Source organism: Pseudomonas sp. B3(2017) (assembly GCF_002113595.1).
In the GTDB taxonomy this organism is placed as follows: domain Bacteria; phylum Pseudomonadota; class Gammaproteobacteria; order Pseudomonadales; family Pseudomonadaceae; genus Aquipseudomonas; species Aquipseudomonas ekonensis.
Genome location: NZ_NEIU01000022.1, coordinates 72,073 through 87,868 on the forward strand (window position 1 = coordinate 72,073; position 15,796 = coordinate 87,868).

22 protein-coding genes are annotated in these 15,796 nt (G+C 65.6%); 17 read left to right on the top strand and 5 right to left on the bottom strand.

The features are described 5' to 3' along the window. Nucleotides 1–51 precede the first annotated feature (51 nt). On the top strand, nt 52–240 hold the full coding sequence (locus CAG33_RS24755) for a hypothetical protein (protein WP_085583913.1): 189 nt from the start codon (nt 52–54) through the stop codon (nt 238–240). Between the two features lie 142 nt (nt 241–382). After that, on the top strand, nt 383–673 hold the full coding sequence (locus CAG33_RS24760) for a hypothetical protein (RefSeq protein WP_085633680.1): 291 nt from the start codon (nt 383–385) through the stop codon (nt 671–673). A gap of 2 nt (nt 674–675) precedes the next feature. Here CAG33_RS24760 and CAG33_RS24765 read toward each other — a convergent pair whose 3' ends face one another. Together CAG33_RS24765 and CAG33_RS24770 are read right to left on the bottom strand one after the other, a co-directional pair. Further along, the gene (locus CAG33_RS24765) at nt 676–906 is read right to left on the bottom strand and encodes a hypothetical protein (protein WP_085583917.1); all 231 of its coding nucleotides are present in this window, start codon (nt 904–906) and stop codon (nt 676–678) included. Nucleotides 907–976: 70 nt separating this feature from the next. Further along, a complete protein-coding gene (locus CAG33_RS24770) occupies nt 977–1,333 on the bottom strand; it encodes a hypothetical protein (RefSeq protein ID WP_085583919.1) in 357 nt (118 codons plus the stop codon). A 212-nt stretch (nt 1,334–1,545) separates the two neighbouring features. Here CAG33_RS24770 and CAG33_RS24775 point away from each other — a divergent pair, with 212 nt between their 5' ends. From CAG33_RS24775 to ada, 5 genes are all read left to right on the top strand, one after another. Next, nucleotides 1,546–1,848: a DUF1883 domain-containing protein gene (locus CAG33_RS24775; protein ID WP_085583922.1), complete on the top strand. Its 303-nt coding sequence runs from the start codon at nt 1,546–1,548 to the stop codon at nt 1,846–1,848. A 35-nt stretch (nt 1,849–1,883) separates the two neighbouring features. Next, on the top strand, nt 1,884–2,054 hold the full coding sequence (locus CAG33_RS28600; RefSeq protein WP_170930059.1) for a hypothetical protein: 171 nt from the start codon (nt 1,884–1,886) through the stop codon (nt 2,052–2,054). Nucleotides 2,055–2,146: 92 nt separating this feature from the next. Beyond that, nucleotides 2,147–2,863, top strand: coding sequence for a 2OG-Fe(II) oxygenase (locus CAG33_RS24780; RefSeq protein WP_085640890.1), 717 nt, complete (start codon nt 2,147–2,149; stop codon nt 2,861–2,863). 5 nt (nt 2,864–2,868) lie between these two features. Further along, entirely contained in the window at nt 2,869–3,546 is a 678-nt protein-coding gene (alkB, locus tag CAG33_RS24785; RefSeq protein ID WP_085640905.1) for a DNA oxidative demethylase AlkB, read from the top strand. A 72-nt stretch (nt 3,547–3,618) separates the two neighbouring features. Continuing rightward, nucleotides 3,619–4,686, top strand: a complete 1,068-nt coding sequence (gene ada, locus CAG33_RS24790) for a bifunctional DNA-binding transcriptional regulator/O6-methylguanine-DNA methyltransferase Ada (protein WP_085583926.1) — start codon at nt 3,619–3,621, stop codon at nt 4,684–4,686. Here the strand turns inward: ada and CAG33_RS24795 are convergent. Together CAG33_RS24795 and CAG33_RS24800 are read right to left on the bottom strand one after the other, a co-directional pair. Next, nucleotides 4,683–5,141: a GyrI-like domain-containing protein gene (locus CAG33_RS24795; protein WP_085640892.1), complete on the bottom strand. Its 459-nt coding sequence runs from the start codon at nt 5,139–5,141 to the stop codon at nt 4,683–4,685. The two genes, ada and CAG33_RS24795, sit on opposite strands and share 4 nt — an antisense overlap. 61 nt (nt 5,142–5,202) lie before the next feature. Continuing rightward, nucleotides 5,203–6,186: an MDR family oxidoreductase gene (locus CAG33_RS24800; protein ID WP_085583931.1), complete on the bottom strand. Its 984-nt coding sequence runs from the start codon at nt 6,184–6,186 to the stop codon at nt 5,203–5,205. Between the two features lie 174 nt (nt 6,187–6,360). Here CAG33_RS24800 and CAG33_RS24805 point away from each other — a divergent pair, with 174 nt between their 5' ends. From CAG33_RS24805 to CAG33_RS24850, 10 genes are all read left to right on the top strand, one after another. After that, a complete protein-coding gene (locus CAG33_RS24805; protein ID WP_170930060.1) occupies nt 6,361–8,808 on the top strand; it encodes an autotransporter in 2,448 nt (815 codons plus the stop codon). A gap of 95 nt (nt 8,809–8,903) precedes the next feature. Then, complete coding sequence (locus CAG33_RS24810; RefSeq protein WP_085640894.1) at nt 8,904–9,968, top strand: nitronate monooxygenase family protein; 1,065 nt, start codon at nt 8,904–8,906, stop codon at nt 9,966–9,968. 166 nt (nt 9,969–10,134) lie between these two features. After that, nucleotides 10,135–10,902 (top strand): molybdate ABC transporter substrate-binding protein, encoded by a 768-nt coding sequence (modA, locus tag CAG33_RS24815; protein WP_085640896.1) that lies wholly within the window; start codon nt 10,135–10,137, stop codon nt 10,900–10,902. After that, nucleotides 10,903–11,583: a molybdate ABC transporter permease subunit gene (modB, locus tag CAG33_RS24820; protein ID WP_085583937.1), complete on the top strand. Its 681-nt coding sequence runs from the start codon at nt 10,903–10,905 to the stop codon at nt 11,581–11,583. A 3-nt stretch (nt 11,584–11,586) separates the two neighbouring features. After that, nucleotides 11,587–12,666, top strand: a complete 1,080-nt coding sequence (modC, locus tag CAG33_RS24825; protein WP_085640897.1) for a molybdenum ABC transporter ATP-binding protein — start codon at nt 11,587–11,589, stop codon at nt 12,664–12,666. Nucleotides 12,667–12,740: 74 nt separating this feature from the next. After that, nucleotides 12,741–13,775, top strand: coding sequence for a DNA topoisomerase IB (locus CAG33_RS24830; protein ID WP_085640899.1), 1,035 nt, complete (start codon nt 12,741–12,743; stop codon nt 13,773–13,775). Between the two features lie 91 nt (nt 13,776–13,866). Further along, entirely contained in the window at nt 13,867–14,097 is a 231-nt protein-coding gene (locus tag CAG33_RS24835; protein WP_085583943.1) for a hypothetical protein, read from the top strand. A gap of 131 nt (nt 14,098–14,228) precedes the next feature. Further along, on the top strand, nt 14,229–14,459 hold the full coding sequence (locus CAG33_RS24840) for a hypothetical protein (RefSeq protein ID WP_085583945.1): 231 nt from the start codon (nt 14,229–14,231) through the stop codon (nt 14,457–14,459). Between the two features lie 234 nt (nt 14,460–14,693). After that, nucleotides 14,694–14,939 carry a hypothetical protein gene (locus CAG33_RS24845; RefSeq protein ID WP_085583947.1) on the top strand — a complete coding sequence of 82 codons (246 nt, stop codon included), beginning with the start codon at nt 14,694–14,696 and terminating at the stop codon, nt 14,937–14,939. A 95-nt stretch (nt 14,940–15,034) separates the two neighbouring features. Next, nucleotides 15,035–15,301, top strand: coding sequence for a hypothetical protein (locus tag CAG33_RS24850; RefSeq protein WP_085583949.1), 267 nt, complete (start codon nt 15,035–15,037; stop codon nt 15,299–15,301). A 25-nt stretch (nt 15,302–15,326) separates the two neighbouring features. Here the strand turns inward: CAG33_RS24850 and CAG33_RS24855 are convergent, their stop codons facing one another. After that, entirely contained in the window at nt 15,327–15,551 is a 225-nt protein-coding gene (locus tag CAG33_RS24855; RefSeq protein WP_085583951.1) for a hypothetical protein, read from the bottom strand. Between the last annotated feature and the right edge of the window lie 245 nt (nt 15,552–15,796).

A 15,796-nucleotide genomic window follows, 5' to 3' on the forward strand; every position in this document is an offset into this window, starting at 1 on the left:
GCCGTTTTGCCGGTATCATGGCACCTTTGAACCAGCCGACGAGACAAAGAGATGGCCGCAGCAAAAAGCATCAACGGGTATTTGGTCAGCCAAGCGAAGGACGGCCAGTGGTGGATCAGCAACGCCAAGGGCGAGCAGGTCGTCGGCCCGCTGCCCACCGAGGCGATGGCGTCTGAGGTGGCAGCCGTGTTCGAGGACACTCCGCCAGGCCCTAAACGCCGCGGCGACGATCAGGATTGACTTGCATCGAAGTCCCCAGGCCCTGCCGTTGCGCAGGGCTTTTTTGTGCCGCCCCTCGGGGGGAATGGCCAATCGCAATAACCTTTTCGCGCCAACGCTGTCAGATCGTTTGGCCGCCCCTTTTAGCAAGGATGAATGTGTCATGACCGCCCTCTTCAGAACCCTGCCGCTGATCGCCCTGCTGGCCCTGGCCGGTTGCGCCTCCTCGCAGCCCACCTACCTGGACAACGGTGAACAAGGCCTGAGCATCGACTGCTCCGGCGAAGCCAACTCATGGGCCAGTTGCTACGAGAAGGCCGATGACTCCTGCGCCGGCACCGGCTACCGCATCGTCGGCACCGACGGCACGCCCTCCGCCCAGGACAGCGACAAGACCCTGGGGCTCGACGTCGGCAACTACAAGACGCGCAGCGTCGTGGTGGTCTGCAAATAAGCCTACAGGTGGATTTCCGCGAACTTGACTCCCAATCCGCGCACGACGTCGATCAGGTCGTCGAGCCGGCTGAAGGACTCGACCTCATCGTTGTCGTCCACCAGAAAGTAGCTGCGTCCGCCGCTCTTCTTGAAGAACACGATCCACTCCCCCAGGTTCGCCGGGTTCTGGATCACGTGGGTGGCAGAGATCAGGCCCTCTGCATGCCGTTCGCGCACTTGTTCCCGCTTCATGCCTCTCTCCAGAAATGACAAAGCCGCCAAGGGTTCCTTGACGGCTTCGATGCCGACCGCCGGCAGTCTATCAGCCCGAGATGCAGGCGTTGGCGGCGTTGCGCACGTCCCGGGGGCGCACAGGGACGTTGGACATGCGCTCGTGCAGCTTGATGCTGCTGCCGCCGGAGCGATCCTCGATGTCGAACACCGCCGCAGGACCTGAAGACAGCTTGCCGGGGACGATCACCCGCACGCCGTCCTTCTGGGGCTCGACCTGCAAGGCGCCACGGGTGTCCGCCAGCTTTTGCGCCAGGCACCCGGCAAATTCATGGGGTTTCTTGCCGGAAATCACGTTCATGGTCGGCAACGTGGCGTCGATCTCCGAAACGCTCGCGCAACCGCTCATTGCCAACACCGCCGGCAGCCAAACCGCACCCCACTTCATACATATCCTCCAATAAAGCCCCTCCGACAGCACGAATGCCGTTTTTCTCCGGGGGCCTGTTGCGTTTATCGCGCATTGCACCGCGAAAATCCGTTTTAAATTGTCAAAGCAGCGCCCGACGGCGGGATAATAACCCGTCCGGGCTGATAAACTGCGCCCCTAGCCCATGCTATCGTTTTGATTTAGCAGAAAAAGCCCTTCTGGAGGCGCCCATGAAATTCATTCACCAGCGCGAGCACCTCAACGAAGACGACATCGTCGTCATCCAGTGCTCGCAGACCTGCAACATCCGCCTGATGAACGACGCCAACTTCCGCAGCTTCAAGAACGGCGGCCGTCACACCTATCACGGCGGCGCCTTCGACAAATTCCCGGCACGCATCACCGCTCCCAGCACCGGCTACTGGAACATCACCATCGACACCGTCAGCCGCCGGGCGATCAGCGTAACCCGCAAGCCGAACCTGACGCATTCGATCAAGATCATCCGCCGCTCCAGCTCCAAACTCAGCTGAGCCGCCCCTTCATTCCTGGACAGGCAGAGACTTCCGTGGCCCAAACGACCAAATACGTCATCAAGTACAAACTCAACGGCGAGCGTCGCTTCGAATTCGCGCAACTGGAAAATGGCACGCCGGACGAGGCCAAGGCCGCCCTGGAGGCCCTGCACGGGCAAAGCGGCGACGTGATCAGCGAGATCAAAGTCAGCAAGGCGCTTTAAGGCGCCGGCGCACATTCGACCGCAAGCAACGGAGTGCTGCGGGACGGGCCTGCGTACAGACTGACCGCCCCGAACTGCGCCAAGGAGCCGGAATGTCGAACCCGCCCACCCCTTCCCCGCTGGATTCGCTCGACTGGCCCGAGCTTGAGCGGCAGCTGGACCAAGACGGCTGCGCCATCATCCGCACGCTGCTGCGCCCCGAGACCTGCGCTCGCCTGAGCGCGCTCTATCCGCAAAGCGAACCGTTCCGCTCGCAGGTCATCATGGCCCGCCACGGTTTCGGGCGCGGCGAATACAAGTACTTCGCCTATACGCTGCCGCCGCCGGTCGAACGCCTGCGGCGCGCCCTGTATCCGCACCTCGTGCCGCTGGCCAACCGCTGGTGCGAACGCATGGGGCTCACGGAGCGATTTCCGGCCGAGCACGCGCAGTTTCTGGAGCGCTGCCATGCCGCCGGTCAATGTCGTCCTACGCCGCTGTTGCTGCAATACGGCCCGCAGGACTACAACTGCCTGCACCAGGATCTCTACGGCGAGCATGTCTTTCCGCTGCAAGTGGCGATTCTGCTGTCGGAGCCCGGGCAGGATTTCACCGGCGGCGAATTTGTCCTCACCGAGCAACGCCCGCGCATGCAGTCCCGTCCGCAGGTCATGGACCTTAGGCAAGGCGACGCCTTGATCTTCGCCGTCAACCAGCGACCGGTCAAAGGTGTGCGCGGCGACTACCGGGTGACCATGCGTCACGGCGTCAGTCGCCTGCACAGCGGCAGACGGCATACTCTCGGGATCATCTTTCACGACGCGACATGACGGCCATGCAACCGACCACCCTCGACCTGTTCGCCGACACCGAACCGCAACCGCCGCGCACCGAGCAGATCGGCGAGCAGTCGTGGTTGCTGCGGGGGTTCGCCCTGCCCTGTGTCGAACCCTTGCTCGTCGCGCTGGACAGAATCCTCAAGGACGCGCCGCTGCGCCACATGATGACGCCCGGCGGCTTCAGCATGTCCGTGGCGACCAGCAGCTGCGGCGCACTGGGTTGGATCACCGACCGCAGCGGCTATCGCTACTCCCCTGTGGATCCGCTCAGCGGGCAGCCTTGGCCGGCAATGCCGGCGGCGTTCACCGACCTGGCGCACGCAGCGGCCGCAGAGGCGGGATTTGCCGGATTCACGCCCGATTCCTGCCTGATCAACCGCTATATACCCGGTGCGAAGATGTCGTTGCACCAGGACAAAGACGAAAAGGACTACGCCGAACCGATCGTTTCCCTCTCGCTCGGATTGCCAGCGACGTTTCTGTTCGGCGGTTTCGCCCGCGCCGACGGCACCCGGCGCATCCCGCTGCTGCACGGCGACATGGTGATCTGGGGCGGTGTCGACCGGCTGCGCTACCACGGTGTGCTGCCGGTCAAGCCCGGACATCACCCGCGCCTGGGCGAGCAACGGCTGAACCTGACCTTCCGCTGCGCCGGGCCGTCACGCAGAATTTGACCGCAAGCCCCGGAGTGTTGCCGAAAGCCAGGCTGGTTAACCTGAATCAAACAGGTCAACGGACGAATCATCATGAAAACACTTTGCGCGACACCGAACACTGAAGACGATCCACGCTGGGCCGCCGTCCTCGCCCGCGATCCCCGGGCGGACGGGCAGTTCGTGTATGCCGTGAAAACCACCGGCGTCTACTGCCGCCCCAGCAGCCTGGCGCGCCTGCCCAAGCCGCAGAACGTGGAGTTCTTCGACACCGCGCAAGAGGCCGAGGCGGCGGGCTATCGCCCCAGCAAACGGGCGGGCAAGGATCAGAGCAGCATGGCCGCCCAGCATGCGGCGACGGTGGCGGCGGCGTGTCGGCGGATCGAGTCGGCCGAACACCTGCCGCCGCTCAATGAATTGGCCGAGGCCGCCGGCCTGAGCCCGTTCCACTTTCACCGGGTGTTCAAAGCCGTCACCGGCCTGACGCCCAAGGGATACGGCGCGGCCCATCGCTCCCGCAAGGTCCGGGAGCGGTTGGCGGACAGCGGCACGGTCACCGATGCGCTCTACGATGCCGGATTCAATTCCAACAGCCGCTTCTACGAAAGCGCCGACCAAATGCTGGGCATGAAACCCGGCGATTACCGCGCGGCGGGCAAGAACAACGACATCCGCTTCGCGGTCGGCCAATGCTCCCTCGGGGCGATTCTGGTGGCCCAGAGCGAGCGCGGGGTCTGCGCGATCCTGCTGGGAGACGACCCGCACCAACTGGTGTGCGACCTGCAGGACAAATTCCGCCAAGCCAACCTGATCGGCGCGGACAGCGGATTCGAGCAACTAATCGCCAGCGTCGTGGGTTTCATCGAGGCGCCGGCGCTGGGCCTCGACCTGCCGCTGGACGTACGCGGCACGGCGTTTCAGGAGCGGGTCTGGCAGGCGCTGCGGGACATTCCGCCCGGCAGCACCGCCAGCTACGCCGACATCGCCCAGCGCATCGGCGCACCCAAGGCCGTGCGCGCCGTGGCCCAGGCGTGCGGCGCCAACAGCCTCGCGGTAGCCATTCCCTGCCATCGCGTGGTGCGCAGCGACGGCAACCTGTCGGGCTACCGTTGGGGTGTGGAACGCAAGCGCGCGCTGCTTGAGCGCGAAGCGCAGTCTTAGCGGATGCCGATGTAGACCGCCACCGAGCCGGGGCCGGTATAGGCCTCGAAGTCGGTGGTGTAACGCCGCTCGACTTGAGGGTTTTCTTCAAAATAGCGCCAGATCCGGCCCCACGTGGCGATGACCGCCTCCGGCAGCGCGCCCCGCCCTTCGAACACCAGGTACTCGCCGCTCTCGATCCGCACCGTTTCGAACTCGCTCTGCGGATCGAGGATCGCGACGCCTGCCGTCACATCGAACGCCCCCGACGCATCCGACTCATAGGCCGAATACACGCCATAGACCGGTGATTCGGTCTGCTTACCGGGGATGACGGCGGCCAGCCCTCCCTGATGGAAACGCCCCCACATCGGGGCGATCTTCGCGGTGTGCCCGCCCTGTTCGGCGAGGTTGGTGGTACGCACCCGCAGCCCCGCGACCGTGAAACCATTGACGTAAAGTTGCTTGAGATCCATTGAGTGCGCCGCTCCATGTGCCTGAACGCGGCCCCGCAGGGCCGTGAAGGCGCTTACTGTGTCAGCGATTGACGTCCACCACAACCCGTCCGCGCAACTGGCCGGCCAGCAGTTTGGGGGCTGCGGCGATGGCCTCGCTCAGGGCGATCTCGTGGCTGATCAGCGGCAACAGGGCGAAGTCCAGGTCTTTGGCCAAGCGGTTCCAGGCTTCGATCCGTCGGGCCTTGGGCTGGGTCACGCTGTTGATCCCGGCCAGCGTCACGCCGCGCAGGATGAATGGCGCCACCGACGCCGGGAAATCCATGCCCTGGGCCAGTCCGCAGGCGGCGACCGTGCCTTCGGCGCGGGTGCTGGCGCAGGCGTTGGCCAAGGTGTGGCTGCCCACCGAATCGATCACGGCGGCCCAGCGCTCCTTGGCCAGCGGCCGCCCGGGCTCGGACAAGGTCGCCCGGTCGATGATCTCGCCGGCCCCCAGCCGTTTCAGGTATTCGTGCTCGGAGACACGGCCGGTGGACGCCACCACGCGATACCCGAGCCGGTTCAGCAAGGCGATGGCGAAACTGCCGACTCCGCCGTTGGCGCCCGTCACCAGCACCTCGCCCTGCGCCGGCGTCACGCCGTTGCGCTCCAGCGCCATGATGCACAGCATGGCCGTGTAGCCAGCGGTGCCGATAGCCATGGCCTGCGCGGCGGAAAACGCCTTCGGCAGCGGAATCAGCCAATCGCCGTTGAGCCGCGCCTTCTGCGCCAGGCCGCCCCAATGGCTTTCGCCCACGCCCCAGCCGTTGAGCAGCACCGGGTCGCCGGCCTTGTAGTCCGGGTGCGAGCTGACCTCCACGGTGCCCGCCAGATCGATCCCCGGCACCATCGGGAACTGGCGCACCACGGGGCTGCTGCCGGTGATCGCCAGCCCGTCCTTGAAGTTCAGCGTGCTGTACGCCACGCGCACCGTCACATTGCCGTCCGGCAGTTGTCCGTCTTCGAGGGATTGCAGGCTGGCGCGGTAACCGCTGTCGTCTTTGTCGATCAGAATGCCGTTGAACATGACTGCCTCGCTGGGAAGGGTTTCGGGGTCGTGGCATTCAAATACCACACTGCAACACATTGCCACACACGACTTTCCGCCAATCGGCGAATCCGCCGGGTGATTCCATCGCGGGCGGCTATGCTTTTTCGACGATCGCCTTCGCCCGTTAAGGCCCCGTCGATGGAACTGACCATGATCCCTTTCCGCCGGTTGTTTGCCTGCCTGATGCTCTGCCTGTTCACCTGGGGTAGCGTCTGGGCCGCGCCCGCGGCCAAAGGCCCGGACACCTCCACGGTCGAGCCGACATGGCCGCAGGTCATCACCAGCGGCAACGCCAAGCTGACGGTCTATCAGCCGCAGCTCGACAGCTGGGACGGCTACACCCTCAAGGCCCGCGCCGCCGTCGAGGCCACCGGCGCCGACGGCAAATCCATCTACGGCATCGTCCAGTTCAGCGCCCACACGCTGGTGGACAAGGCCACGCGCTGGGTCGCCCTCGATCAGTACAACCTCATCAAGGCCGATTTTCCGGCCGACGCGAGCCAGGCCGACACCTGGGTCGCGGCGCTGCAGAAGGATGCCGCCAACCGCAAGAAAACCATTTCCCTCGATCAACTGGAGGCCGCCGTCGGGGTGCTGGCCGCCGAGCAGAAGGCCGACGCCGCGCCGTTGGAGAACACCCCGCCCGCCATCCTCAGCTCGGACGTCCCGGCGCTGCTGGTGTACATCGACGGCGAACCGGCCTACCGACCGGTGGAAGGCACCGGCCTGCAACGGGTGATCAACACCCGGCCGCTGCTGCTCAAGGACGATCAAGGCAAGCATTACCTGCATGTGTTCGACGGCTGGATGGCCGCCGACCGGTTCAACGGCGACTATTCGCGCCTCCCCTCGCCGCCCGCCGACCTGGAGAAGGCCAAGAAAGCCGCGATCGACAGCCGCCAGGTGGACCTGCTCACCGGCCAGGGCGATCCCAAGGGCAAGGCGCCGAGCCTGGCCAAACCGCCGCAGCCGAAAATCTTCGTCGCCACCATGCCGACCGAACTGATCGTCACCGACGGCGCCGCGCAGTGGCAGCCGATCCAGGGCACGCGCCTGCTGTATGTCAGCAACACCACCGGGCACATCTTCAAGGAGATCGGTGACCAGAACAGCTACGTGCTGATTTCCGGACGCTGGTTCCGCGCCGCCGACATGAACGGCCCCTGGACCTTTACCCCGGCCGACAAGCTGCCGGCGGACTTCGCCAACATTCCCGACGACAGCCCGAAAGAAAACGTCAAGGCCTCGGTGGCCGGCACGCCGCAGGCCAAGGAAGCGGCCATCGCCGCGACCATCCCGCAGACCTCGGCGATCAAGAAAAGCGCAGTCAAGATGACCGCCCCCGCCTTCGACGGCGAACCTCAGCTCAAGGCCATCACCGGCACCCCGCTGCAATATGTGATCAACAGCGCCACGCCGATCATCCGGGTCGACGCCAACAGCTGGTACGCCGTGGAGAACGGCATCTGGTTCACGGCCACCGGCGTCAACGGGCCGTGGACGGTCGCAGGGTCAGTGCCGGCGGTGATCTATTCGATCCCGCCCAGTTCGCCCATGCACTACCTCACCTACGTCAAAGTCTACGAATCGAGCGGCGACACCGTGGTCGTCGGCTACACCCCCGGCTACCAGGGCTCCACGCTGGATCCGGCCACCGGCGTGGTGGTCTACGGCACGGGGTATCCGTACACGCCCTGGGTCGGCAGCGTGTGGTACGGGCCGCCGGTGACGTACGGATTCGGCGTCGCCATCCGCTACACACCGTGGACCGGCTGGACCTTCGGTTTCGGCTTCGGCTGGAGCTGGGGCGGCAGCACCGTGGCGATGGGCTGGGGCTGGGGCGCCTATCCGTGGTGGGGCAACTACGGCTGGGGCTATGCCTGGGGCCCGCACCTGTATCCGGCGCCACTGGCCTGGGGTGGTGCCGCCTACGGCTACCGTGGCGGCGCCGTAGCCTGGGGCCCGGGCGGCTGGGCGGGCACCACCGGCAATATCTATAGGCAATGGGGCGACCGGGCGACGGTCAGCCGCTACGGCGGCGGCTACAACGCCTGGACCGGCAACCGCTGGGCGGGACAGGTCGGGGCCTCCTACAACTCGCGCACCGGCGTCTCGGCGGCAGGCCAGCGTGGCGCGGTGCACAACGTCTACACCGGCAACTACGCCGCCGGGCGCAGCGGCGCGGCGGTGGGCCCCGAGGGCGGCGCCATCGCCGGCCAGCGGGTTACGGCCGGCAATGCGCGCACCGGCACCCAGGTCACCGCCAGCCGGGGCGCCGTGTACAACCCCAACACCGGCAACACCACCCAGTACGGCGGGATCCGCGGGCGCGACGGCGGCGCTGCGCGCATCGGCGACAACGTGTATGCCGGGCACGACGGCAATGTCTACAAGAAAACCGACGACGGCTGGCAATCGATGGTCAAGGGCGGCGCCACCCGCGCGCCGGTCAACAACACGGCGCAACTGCAGAACCTCAACCGCGAGTCCGCCGCCCGCAACTTCGGCAATCAGCGCCTGAACGAATTCCACGATTCCTCGCGGGTCATGAACCGTTCGTTCGGCGGCGGCGGTGGCGGCGGGTTCCACCGACGCTGAGGGCCGCAAATCCCGGCTGGCCTTGCAGCCGGTTTTGCTGGTACAAAACCGGCTCTGCCGTCCCTGCCCGTTTTGTCGTTCGGAGAACCCTTTCCATGAGCCAATGGCCAGACACCCGCATTCTTGACCTCTTCGGCATCGAACTGCCGATCATCCAGGGCCCGATGGCCGGCGCCACCAACTCTTCCATGGTGATCGCCGCCTGCAACGCCGGCGGCCTCGGCTCGATGCCTGCCGCGATGCTGAGCATCGACCAGTTGCGTGAAGAGCTGAGAAACATCCGCCAAGGCACGTCGAAGCCTTTCAACGTCAACTTCTTCTGCCACCAGCCGCCGGCCCCCGACGAGCAGCGCGCCCGGGACTGGAAAAACCTGCTTGAGCCCTACTACCGCGAACTGGGCGTCGATTTCGACGCACCGACCCCGGTCTCCAACCGCGCCCCCTTCGATGCGGCGGCGTGCGAGGTGCTGGAAGAGTTCAAGCCTGAAGTGGTGAGCTTCCATTTCGGCCTGCCGGAAAAAACGCTGCTGGACCGGGTCAAGGCCACCGGCGCGAAGATCCTGTCGTCGGCCACCACCGTCGATGAGGCCGTCTGGCTCGAACAGAACGGCTGCGATGCGATCATCGCCATGGGCTACGAGGCCGGCGGCCATCGCGGGATGTTCCTCAGCGATGACCTGAGCAGCCAGGTCGGCACCTTCGCCCTCGTGCCGCAAGTGGTGGACGCGGTGAACGTGCCGGTGATCGCCGCCGGCGCGATTGCCGACGCGCGGGGCGTTGCCGCCGCCTTCATGCTGGGCGCCTCGGCGGCGCAGGTGGGCACCGCCTATCTGTTCACGCCGGAGGCCAGGATCAGCGCCTCGCACCACAAGGCCTTGCGCACCGCCAAGGAAAGCGAGACCGCCATCACCAACCTGTTCACCGGCCGCCCGGCCCGGGGCATCCTCAACCGGGTGATGCGCGAAGTGGGCCCGATGTCGGCCATGGCGCCGGCGTTTCCGCTGGCCGGCGGTGCGCTGATGCCGCTGCGGGCCAAGGCCGAAGCGGAGTTCAGCAACCTGTGGGCCGGCCAGGCGTTCACGCTCGGGCGGGAGATCGGCACCGCCGAGCTGACCCGGCAACTGGCCGAAGGCGCATTGGCGAAACTGGCAGGCCGGTGATCCGGGGGCGGGCGGAGGCTCCAACCCTTCGCCCGGCACCGAATCACGCATTCCGTTTGGAGGCATTTCGCTATATAGTCGACTATATAGCGAATCCCCCTCGCATCGGCGCAGTCCCCCTCCAACAACCACTGCCCACTGCACACGCCAACCACGGAGCTGTTACATGACCATTCGTGCCTCACGTCTTGCCCCCGCTTGCCTGGCTTCCCTGATCGCCGTCTTCACCGTGGGCGCCGCCCAGGCCGATGAAGTGCAAGTGGCCGTCGCGGCGAACTTCACCGCGCCGATCCAGGCCATCGCCGCCGATTTCGAGAAAGACACCGGGCACAAACTGGTGGCCGCCTATGGCGCCACCGGCCAGTTCTACACCCAGATCAAGAACGGCGCGCCGTTCGAAGTGTTCCTGTCCGCCGACGACACCACGCCGGAAAAACTCGAAAAAGAAGGCGACACGGTCAAGGGCTCGCGCTTCACCTACGCCGTCGGCACCCTGGCGCTGTGGTCGGCCAAGGAAAGTTACGTCGACGCCAAGGGTGACGTGCTGAAGAAGAACGAGTACCAACACCTGTCCATCGCCAACCCGAAAGCCGCGCCTTACGGCCTGGCCGCGACCCAGGTGCTGGAGAAGCTGAAACTGACCGAGGCCACCAAGGCCAAGATCGTCGAAGGCCAGAACATCACCCAGGCCTATCAGTTCGTGTCCACCGGCAACGCCGAACTGGGCTTCGTCGCCCTGTCGCAGATCTACAAGGACGGCAAGGTCAGCAGCGGTTCGGTGTGGATCGTTCCGGCCAGCCTGCATGATCCGATCAAGCAGGACGCGGTGATCCTGAACAAAGGCAAGGACAGCGCCGCCGCCAAGGCCCTGGTGGATTACCTCAAAGGCCCGAAAGCCGCTGCGGTGATCAAGTCCTACGGTTATCAGCTGTAAATGTCGCTGACGAGCGCCGATTTCGCGGCGATCTGGCTAACGCTGAAACTGGCGTCCCTGACCACCGCGATCCTGCTGGTGGTCGGCACGCCGATCGCCCTGTGGCTGTCGCGCAGCCGCTCCTGGCTGCGCGGTCCCGTCGGTGCGGTGGTGGCCCTGCCCCTGGTGCTGCCGCCGACCGTCATCGGCTTCTATCTGTTGCTGGCGCTGGGGCCCAACGGCTTCATCGGCCAGTTCACCCAATGGTTGGGGTTCGGCACCCTGACGTTCAGTTTCACCGGCCTTGTGGTCGGCTCGGTGCTGTATTCCATGCCGTTCGTGGTGCAGCCGCTGCAGAACGCTTTCTCCGCCATCGGCACCCGCCCGCTGGAAGTGGCCGCGACCTTGCGCGCCAATCCCTGGGACACGTTCTTCAGCGTGATCCTGCCGCTGGCCCGCCCTGGCTTCATCACCGCCGCGATCCTCGGGTTTGCCCACACCGTCGGCGAATTCGGCGTGGTGCTGATGATCGGCGGCAACATTCCCGACAAGACCCGCGTGGTTTCGGTGCAGATCTACGACCACGTCGAGGCCATGGAATATGCGCAGGCCCATTGGTTGGCCGGGGCCATGCTGGTGTTTTCGTTCCTGGTGCTGCTGGCGCTCTATTCCAGCCGCAAGACCCGCGCCGGCTGGAGCTGACGGATGATCGATGCGCGCTTGAACCTCTCCTATGCAGGCTTCAGCCTGGACGTCGACCTGCATTTGCCCGGCCGCGGTGTGACGGCGCTGTTCGGCCAGTCCGGGTCGGGCAAGACCACCTGCCTGCGTTGCATCGCAGGCTTGGAACGCGCCGAGAACGCCTTCATCCGGATCAACGACGAAGTCTGGCAGGACAGCGACAACGGCCTGTTCGTGCCCCCGCACAAGCGCGCGCTGGGCTACGTGTTCCAGGAGGCCAGCCTGTTCCCTCACCTGTCGGTGCTGGCCAATCTGCAGTTCGGCCTCAAGCGCATCGCCCGGCCGCTGCGCCGGGTCGATCTGCGCCAGGCCACCGAACTGCTGGGGATCGGCCACTTGCTGGATCGGCATCCGCAGAACCTGTCCGGCGGTGAACGCCAGCGCGTCGGCATCGCCCGGGCGCTGCTGACCAGCCCGAAGTTGCTGTTGATGGACGAGCCCTTGGCCGCCCTCGACAGCCAGCGCAAAAACGAAATCCTGCCTTACCTGCAACGCCTGCACGACGAACTGGACATTCCGGTGCTGTACGTCAGCCATGCCCAGGACGAAGTGGCGCGGCTGGCCGATCACCTGGTGCTGCTCAGCGACGGCCGGGCCCTGGCCAGCGGGCCGATCGGCGAGACCCTGGCCCGCCTCGACCTGCCGCTGGCCCAGGGCGACGATGCGGGCGTCGTGATCGAAGGCCAAGTGAGTGCCTACGACGCCAACTACCAATTGCTCAGCCTGCAGTTGCCCAACACCCGGATGAACATCCGCGTGGCCCATGCGCCGATGGACATCGGCCAGCCGCTGCGTTGCAAGGTGCAGGCCCGGGACATCAGCCTCGCGCTAGAGGATCCGGAGCACAGCAGCATCCTCAACCGGTTGCCGGTCACGGTGGTGAGCGAACTGGCCGGGGACAACGCCGCGCACGTCCTGATCCGCCTGAACGCCGGCGGCACACCGTTGCTGGCGCGGATCACGCGGTTTTCCCGGGATCAGCTGGGCGTGCACCCCGGCCAACGGCTGTGGGCGCAGATCAAGGCCGTCGCTGTGCTGGCGTAAACGGCCGGGCACGACGGACGGGGCCCGCTGTCAATCGCCATGACAGCCCTTGACCCGTCACCAGGAAGCCCGCCATGGCCGAGACCGTGCCAACCGACACATTGCCCCCTGACCTGCATTACGTTGATGACAGCCGCCCCGGCATCACCCGCAAAAAGCTGCGCGGCACGTTCTGCTACTTCGACCCGGCAGGCCGGCGCATCACCGATGCCGACGAGATCCGCCGGATCAACGCCCTGGCGATACCGCCGGCTTACCTTGACGTGTGGATCTGCCCCGACGCCAAGGGCCACCTGCAAGCCACCGGACGCGATGCCCGGGGCCGCAAGCAGTACCGCTACCACCCGCGCTGGCGGGAAGTGCGCGACGCCGACAAGTACGGGCGCCTGCGCGCGTTCGGCCTGGCGCTGCCGAAACTGCGCAAACGGCTGGAAGCCATGCTGCTGCCGTCCGGCTTCAGCCGCGACAAGGTCATGGCCACCGTGATCACGCTGCTGGACGCCACGTTGATCCGCGTCGGCAATGCGCAGTATGCCCGGGACAACCGCTCGTTCGGCCTGACCACCCTGCGCAACCGGCACGTCGAGGTCAACGGCAGCGCGATCCTGTTCCAGTTCCGCGGCAAGAGCGGCATCGAGCACCGGATCACCGTCAGGGACCGGCGCCTGGCGCGAATCGTCCGACGCTGCCTTGAGCTGCCCGGCCAGAACCTGTTCCAGTACCTGGACGAAAACGGCGAGCGGCACACCGTCACGTCCTCCGACGTCAATGCCTGCCTGCAAGCCCTGACCGGCGCGGAGTTCACCGCCAAGGACTACCGCACCTGGGCCGGCAGCGCCCTGGCGCTGGCGATCCTGCGTGAACTGCGGTGGGAGTCCGAAGCCGAGGCCAAACGTCAAGTCGTGGAAATGATCAAGCAAGTCGCCCGCGCGCTGGGCAACACGCCGGCGGTGTGCCGCAAGTGCTACATCCACCCGGCGCTGATCGAGCGGTTCATGCTCGGCGAACTGAACGGGCTGCCGCGCCCGCGGGTGCGCAAGGGCCTGCGCGCCGATGAGGTCGCGCTGGCGATGTTCCTGGAACACGAAGGCATGACGGAGGCGGTTTGAGCCGCTGGCCGACGAACCGGCCTGTCCGTCTTTTGCACGTTCGGCACAGGGTTCTATAGTTGATCTGACACGAATTCGCTGTGGTGACGCCATGGAAGACATTTTCATCGTCAAGCGCTGCAACCGGATCATCATCCACGGTCGGCGCGCCGGGGAAAGCCTGCACGAACCCGCCGAGGCCATCGGCTGGTTCCGCATCTGCGACACGCGCACCGGCGGATTCATCGGCGACGGCTACGACCTTGAGGAAGACGCCCGGCGCGAATGCCGCCGGCTCAACGCAGCCAGTTCACCGTTACCGGCCCGCCAGAACCGCGGCTGATGCCGCCCGTTTGCGGGTCTATACTGAAACCAGCTGAAGGAGCGGCGCCCCATGGCGGAGAGCTCGCGCGTCGCGGGCTTTTTTGCTGACTCTCCATTGCTGCGCAGCGGTTTCATGAACGGAGGTGCTCCATGTCCGAAAAAGAGTCCATCACCACCCTCCTCACCTTGCTCGACGCGCGGCAGGCGCGCCTGGCGGCGGCCTGCAAAGAGATCGCCGACTGGGTCGACCACCAAGGCGGCCACCCCACCGCCCTGCGCATCCGCGACCGTCTGAACGACATCGAGAAGGACACGCCGCTGATCCGCAGCACCCTCTCGGCGCTCAAGCCGGTGGATCGGCCGTTGCCACGATTCAGGTGATCCGGGCGTGTAGATGTCGCCCGTGGATGCCTGACCGGGCGGCGCAATTTGTCAGCCCGGGGGCAACACCCGCACCCTTATGGCTTGGCGGCGGTCATGACCGCCCAGGCAGCGCGGCTGTTGCTGCACGGTCGGCCGAAATGGGCCGGCCCGATGGAATCATTGCGCCACTCTTTACATCGCCCCCTCAGCGTCTAGCCTTACCTTGCCGTGGGCAGCGCAGATGAACGGAACATGGACACCCTGAACAAGAATGAACTCGAAAGCGTGCTGCTGGATCGCCTCCCGCAGTGCGCCGTCGCCTGCTCGATCAACGAGGACGGCAGCCTGTCCGTCGAGGTGACAGGGCCGGACGGCCACCAGTTCACCATCGCCAGCATCGACCGAGCGAAGTACCGGGACGACGCCGGTATCACCAGATTGGCCCGGGAAATCCTCCAGGAAATGGTCCTGTCGCGGCAAACCTCCCATCTCCATTGACGGTTGCGTCCTGCCGCCGGTCAGCCGACCCGCACCTTTGCCTTCGCCCGGCGTTCCAACGCGGTATGCCCGAGGCTGAAAAAAAGGGGTGCCCCATGAACAGAAAAATCACGGTGCTGACGCTGGCCGGTCTGTTGTCGTCCTGCCCGCTGTTCGCGATGGCGGCCGAGAAAGCCGCTCAAGAATCCGCCGTTCCCCCCAGCGCCGTGCCGGGCCTGAACCAAGGCGGCTCGGCTGCCGGGGACGACAAAGCCGATAAGAAAGGCGAGGAAGCCTCGGGATCGAACTCGGGAGCCGACCCGGACGCCCAGAAAAAGGACGCCGAATCGTCGGACGAAGGGAGTCAGCAGGACGGAAGCTGAGTCAGACCGTCCTGCCGCTGCCGCCCTAGGCCCATCCGCCGAGATCCGTTCGGGTCTGGGCGAAGACCACCCCGGCATCGCGCGTCAGCTGCCGCCACTCCTGGCCGGTGATCAATCCCTCTGCCTGCATGGCGTCGGCCATTTTCAGCAGCTCGTCATACTGCTCCTGTGCGGACATCCTGATCTCTGCCTCACGCAGCATGTGCAGCCATTCGGCCATGGCTTTCTTTCTGTTGGTTTCATCGAACATTGCCTTGCCCTCTTGTGCCCGTTTCACCGGTTGAGGCACGAGCAGAGGCAGGTGTTCCCGATGCACGACGTGCGGTGTTCGCTTTCCGGCATCCGCTAAAGCCCAGGACTGCATCTCGACCGTCCGTCGCTGTTTTGCCAATAATTCTCAACTTAATTCACGCCGCCCGGCTCCCAATTGAACGGATCGTCAAGTCCCGTCGTTCATCTGGAGATGCCGCCATGCCTGCTTATCCCCACCCACCC

Coding starts and splice junctions, on each gene's coding strand:
- CAG33_RS24755 (WP_085583913.1), top strand. CDS start 52: ATGGCCGCAGCAAAAAGCATCAACGGGTATTTGGTCAGCCAAGCGAAG.
- CAG33_RS24760 (WP_085633680.1), top strand. CDS start 383: ATGACCGCCCTCTTCAGAACCCTGCCGCTGATCGCCCTGCTGGCCCTG.
- CAG33_RS24765 (WP_085583917.1), bottom strand. CDS start 906: ATGAAGCGGGAACAAGTGCGCGAACGGCATGCAGAGGGCCTGATCTCT.
- CAG33_RS24770 (WP_085583919.1), bottom strand. CDS start 1,333: ATGAAGTGGGGTGCGGTTTGGCTGCCGGCGGTGTTGGCAATGAGCGGT.
- CAG33_RS24775 (WP_085583922.1), top strand. CDS start 1,546: ATGAAATTCATTCACCAGCGCGAGCACCTCAACGAAGACGACATCGTC.
- CAG33_RS24780 (WP_085640890.1), top strand. CDS start 2,147: ATGTCGAACCCGCCCACCCCTTCCCCGCTGGATTCGCTCGACTGGCCC.
- alkB (WP_085640905.1), top strand. CDS start 2,869: ATGCAACCGACCACCCTCGACCTGTTCGCCGACACCGAACCGCAACCG.
- ada (WP_085583926.1), top strand. CDS start 3,619: ATGAAAACACTTTGCGCGACACCGAACACTGAAGACGATCCACGCTGG.
- CAG33_RS24795 (WP_085640892.1), bottom strand. CDS start 5,141: ATGGATCTCAAGCAACTTTACGTCAATGGTTTCACGGTCGCGGGGCTG.
- CAG33_RS24800 (WP_085583931.1), bottom strand. CDS start 6,186: ATGTTCAACGGCATTCTGATCGACAAAGACGACAGCGGTTACCGCGCC.
- CAG33_RS24805 (WP_170930060.1), top strand. CDS start 6,361: ATGATCCCTTTCCGCCGGTTGTTTGCCTGCCTGATGCTCTGCCTGTTC.
- CAG33_RS24810 (WP_085640894.1), top strand. CDS start 8,904: ATGAGCCAATGGCCAGACACCCGCATTCTTGACCTCTTCGGCATCGAA.
- modA (WP_085640896.1), top strand. CDS start 10,135: ATGACCATTCGTGCCTCACGTCTTGCCCCCGCTTGCCTGGCTTCCCTG.
- modB (WP_085583937.1), top strand. CDS start 10,903: ATGTCGCTGACGAGCGCCGATTTCGCGGCGATCTGGCTAACGCTGAAA.
- modC (WP_085640897.1), top strand. CDS start 11,587: ATGATCGATGCGCGCTTGAACCTCTCCTATGCAGGCTTCAGCCTGGAC.
- CAG33_RS24830 (WP_085640899.1), top strand. CDS start 12,741: ATGGCCGAGACCGTGCCAACCGACACATTGCCCCCTGACCTGCATTAC.
- CAG33_RS24835 (WP_085583943.1), top strand. CDS start 13,867: ATGGAAGACATTTTCATCGTCAAGCGCTGCAACCGGATCATCATCCAC.
- CAG33_RS24840 (WP_085583945.1), top strand. CDS start 14,229: ATGTCCGAAAAAGAGTCCATCACCACCCTCCTCACCTTGCTCGACGCG.
- CAG33_RS24845 (WP_085583947.1), top strand. CDS start 14,694: ATGGACACCCTGAACAAGAATGAACTCGAAAGCGTGCTGCTGGATCGC.
- CAG33_RS24850 (WP_085583949.1), top strand. CDS start 15,035: ATGAACAGAAAAATCACGGTGCTGACGCTGGCCGGTCTGTTGTCGTCC.
- CAG33_RS24855 (WP_085583951.1), bottom strand. CDS start 15,551: ATGTTCGATGAAACCAACAGAAAGAAAGCCATGGCCGAATGGCTGCAC.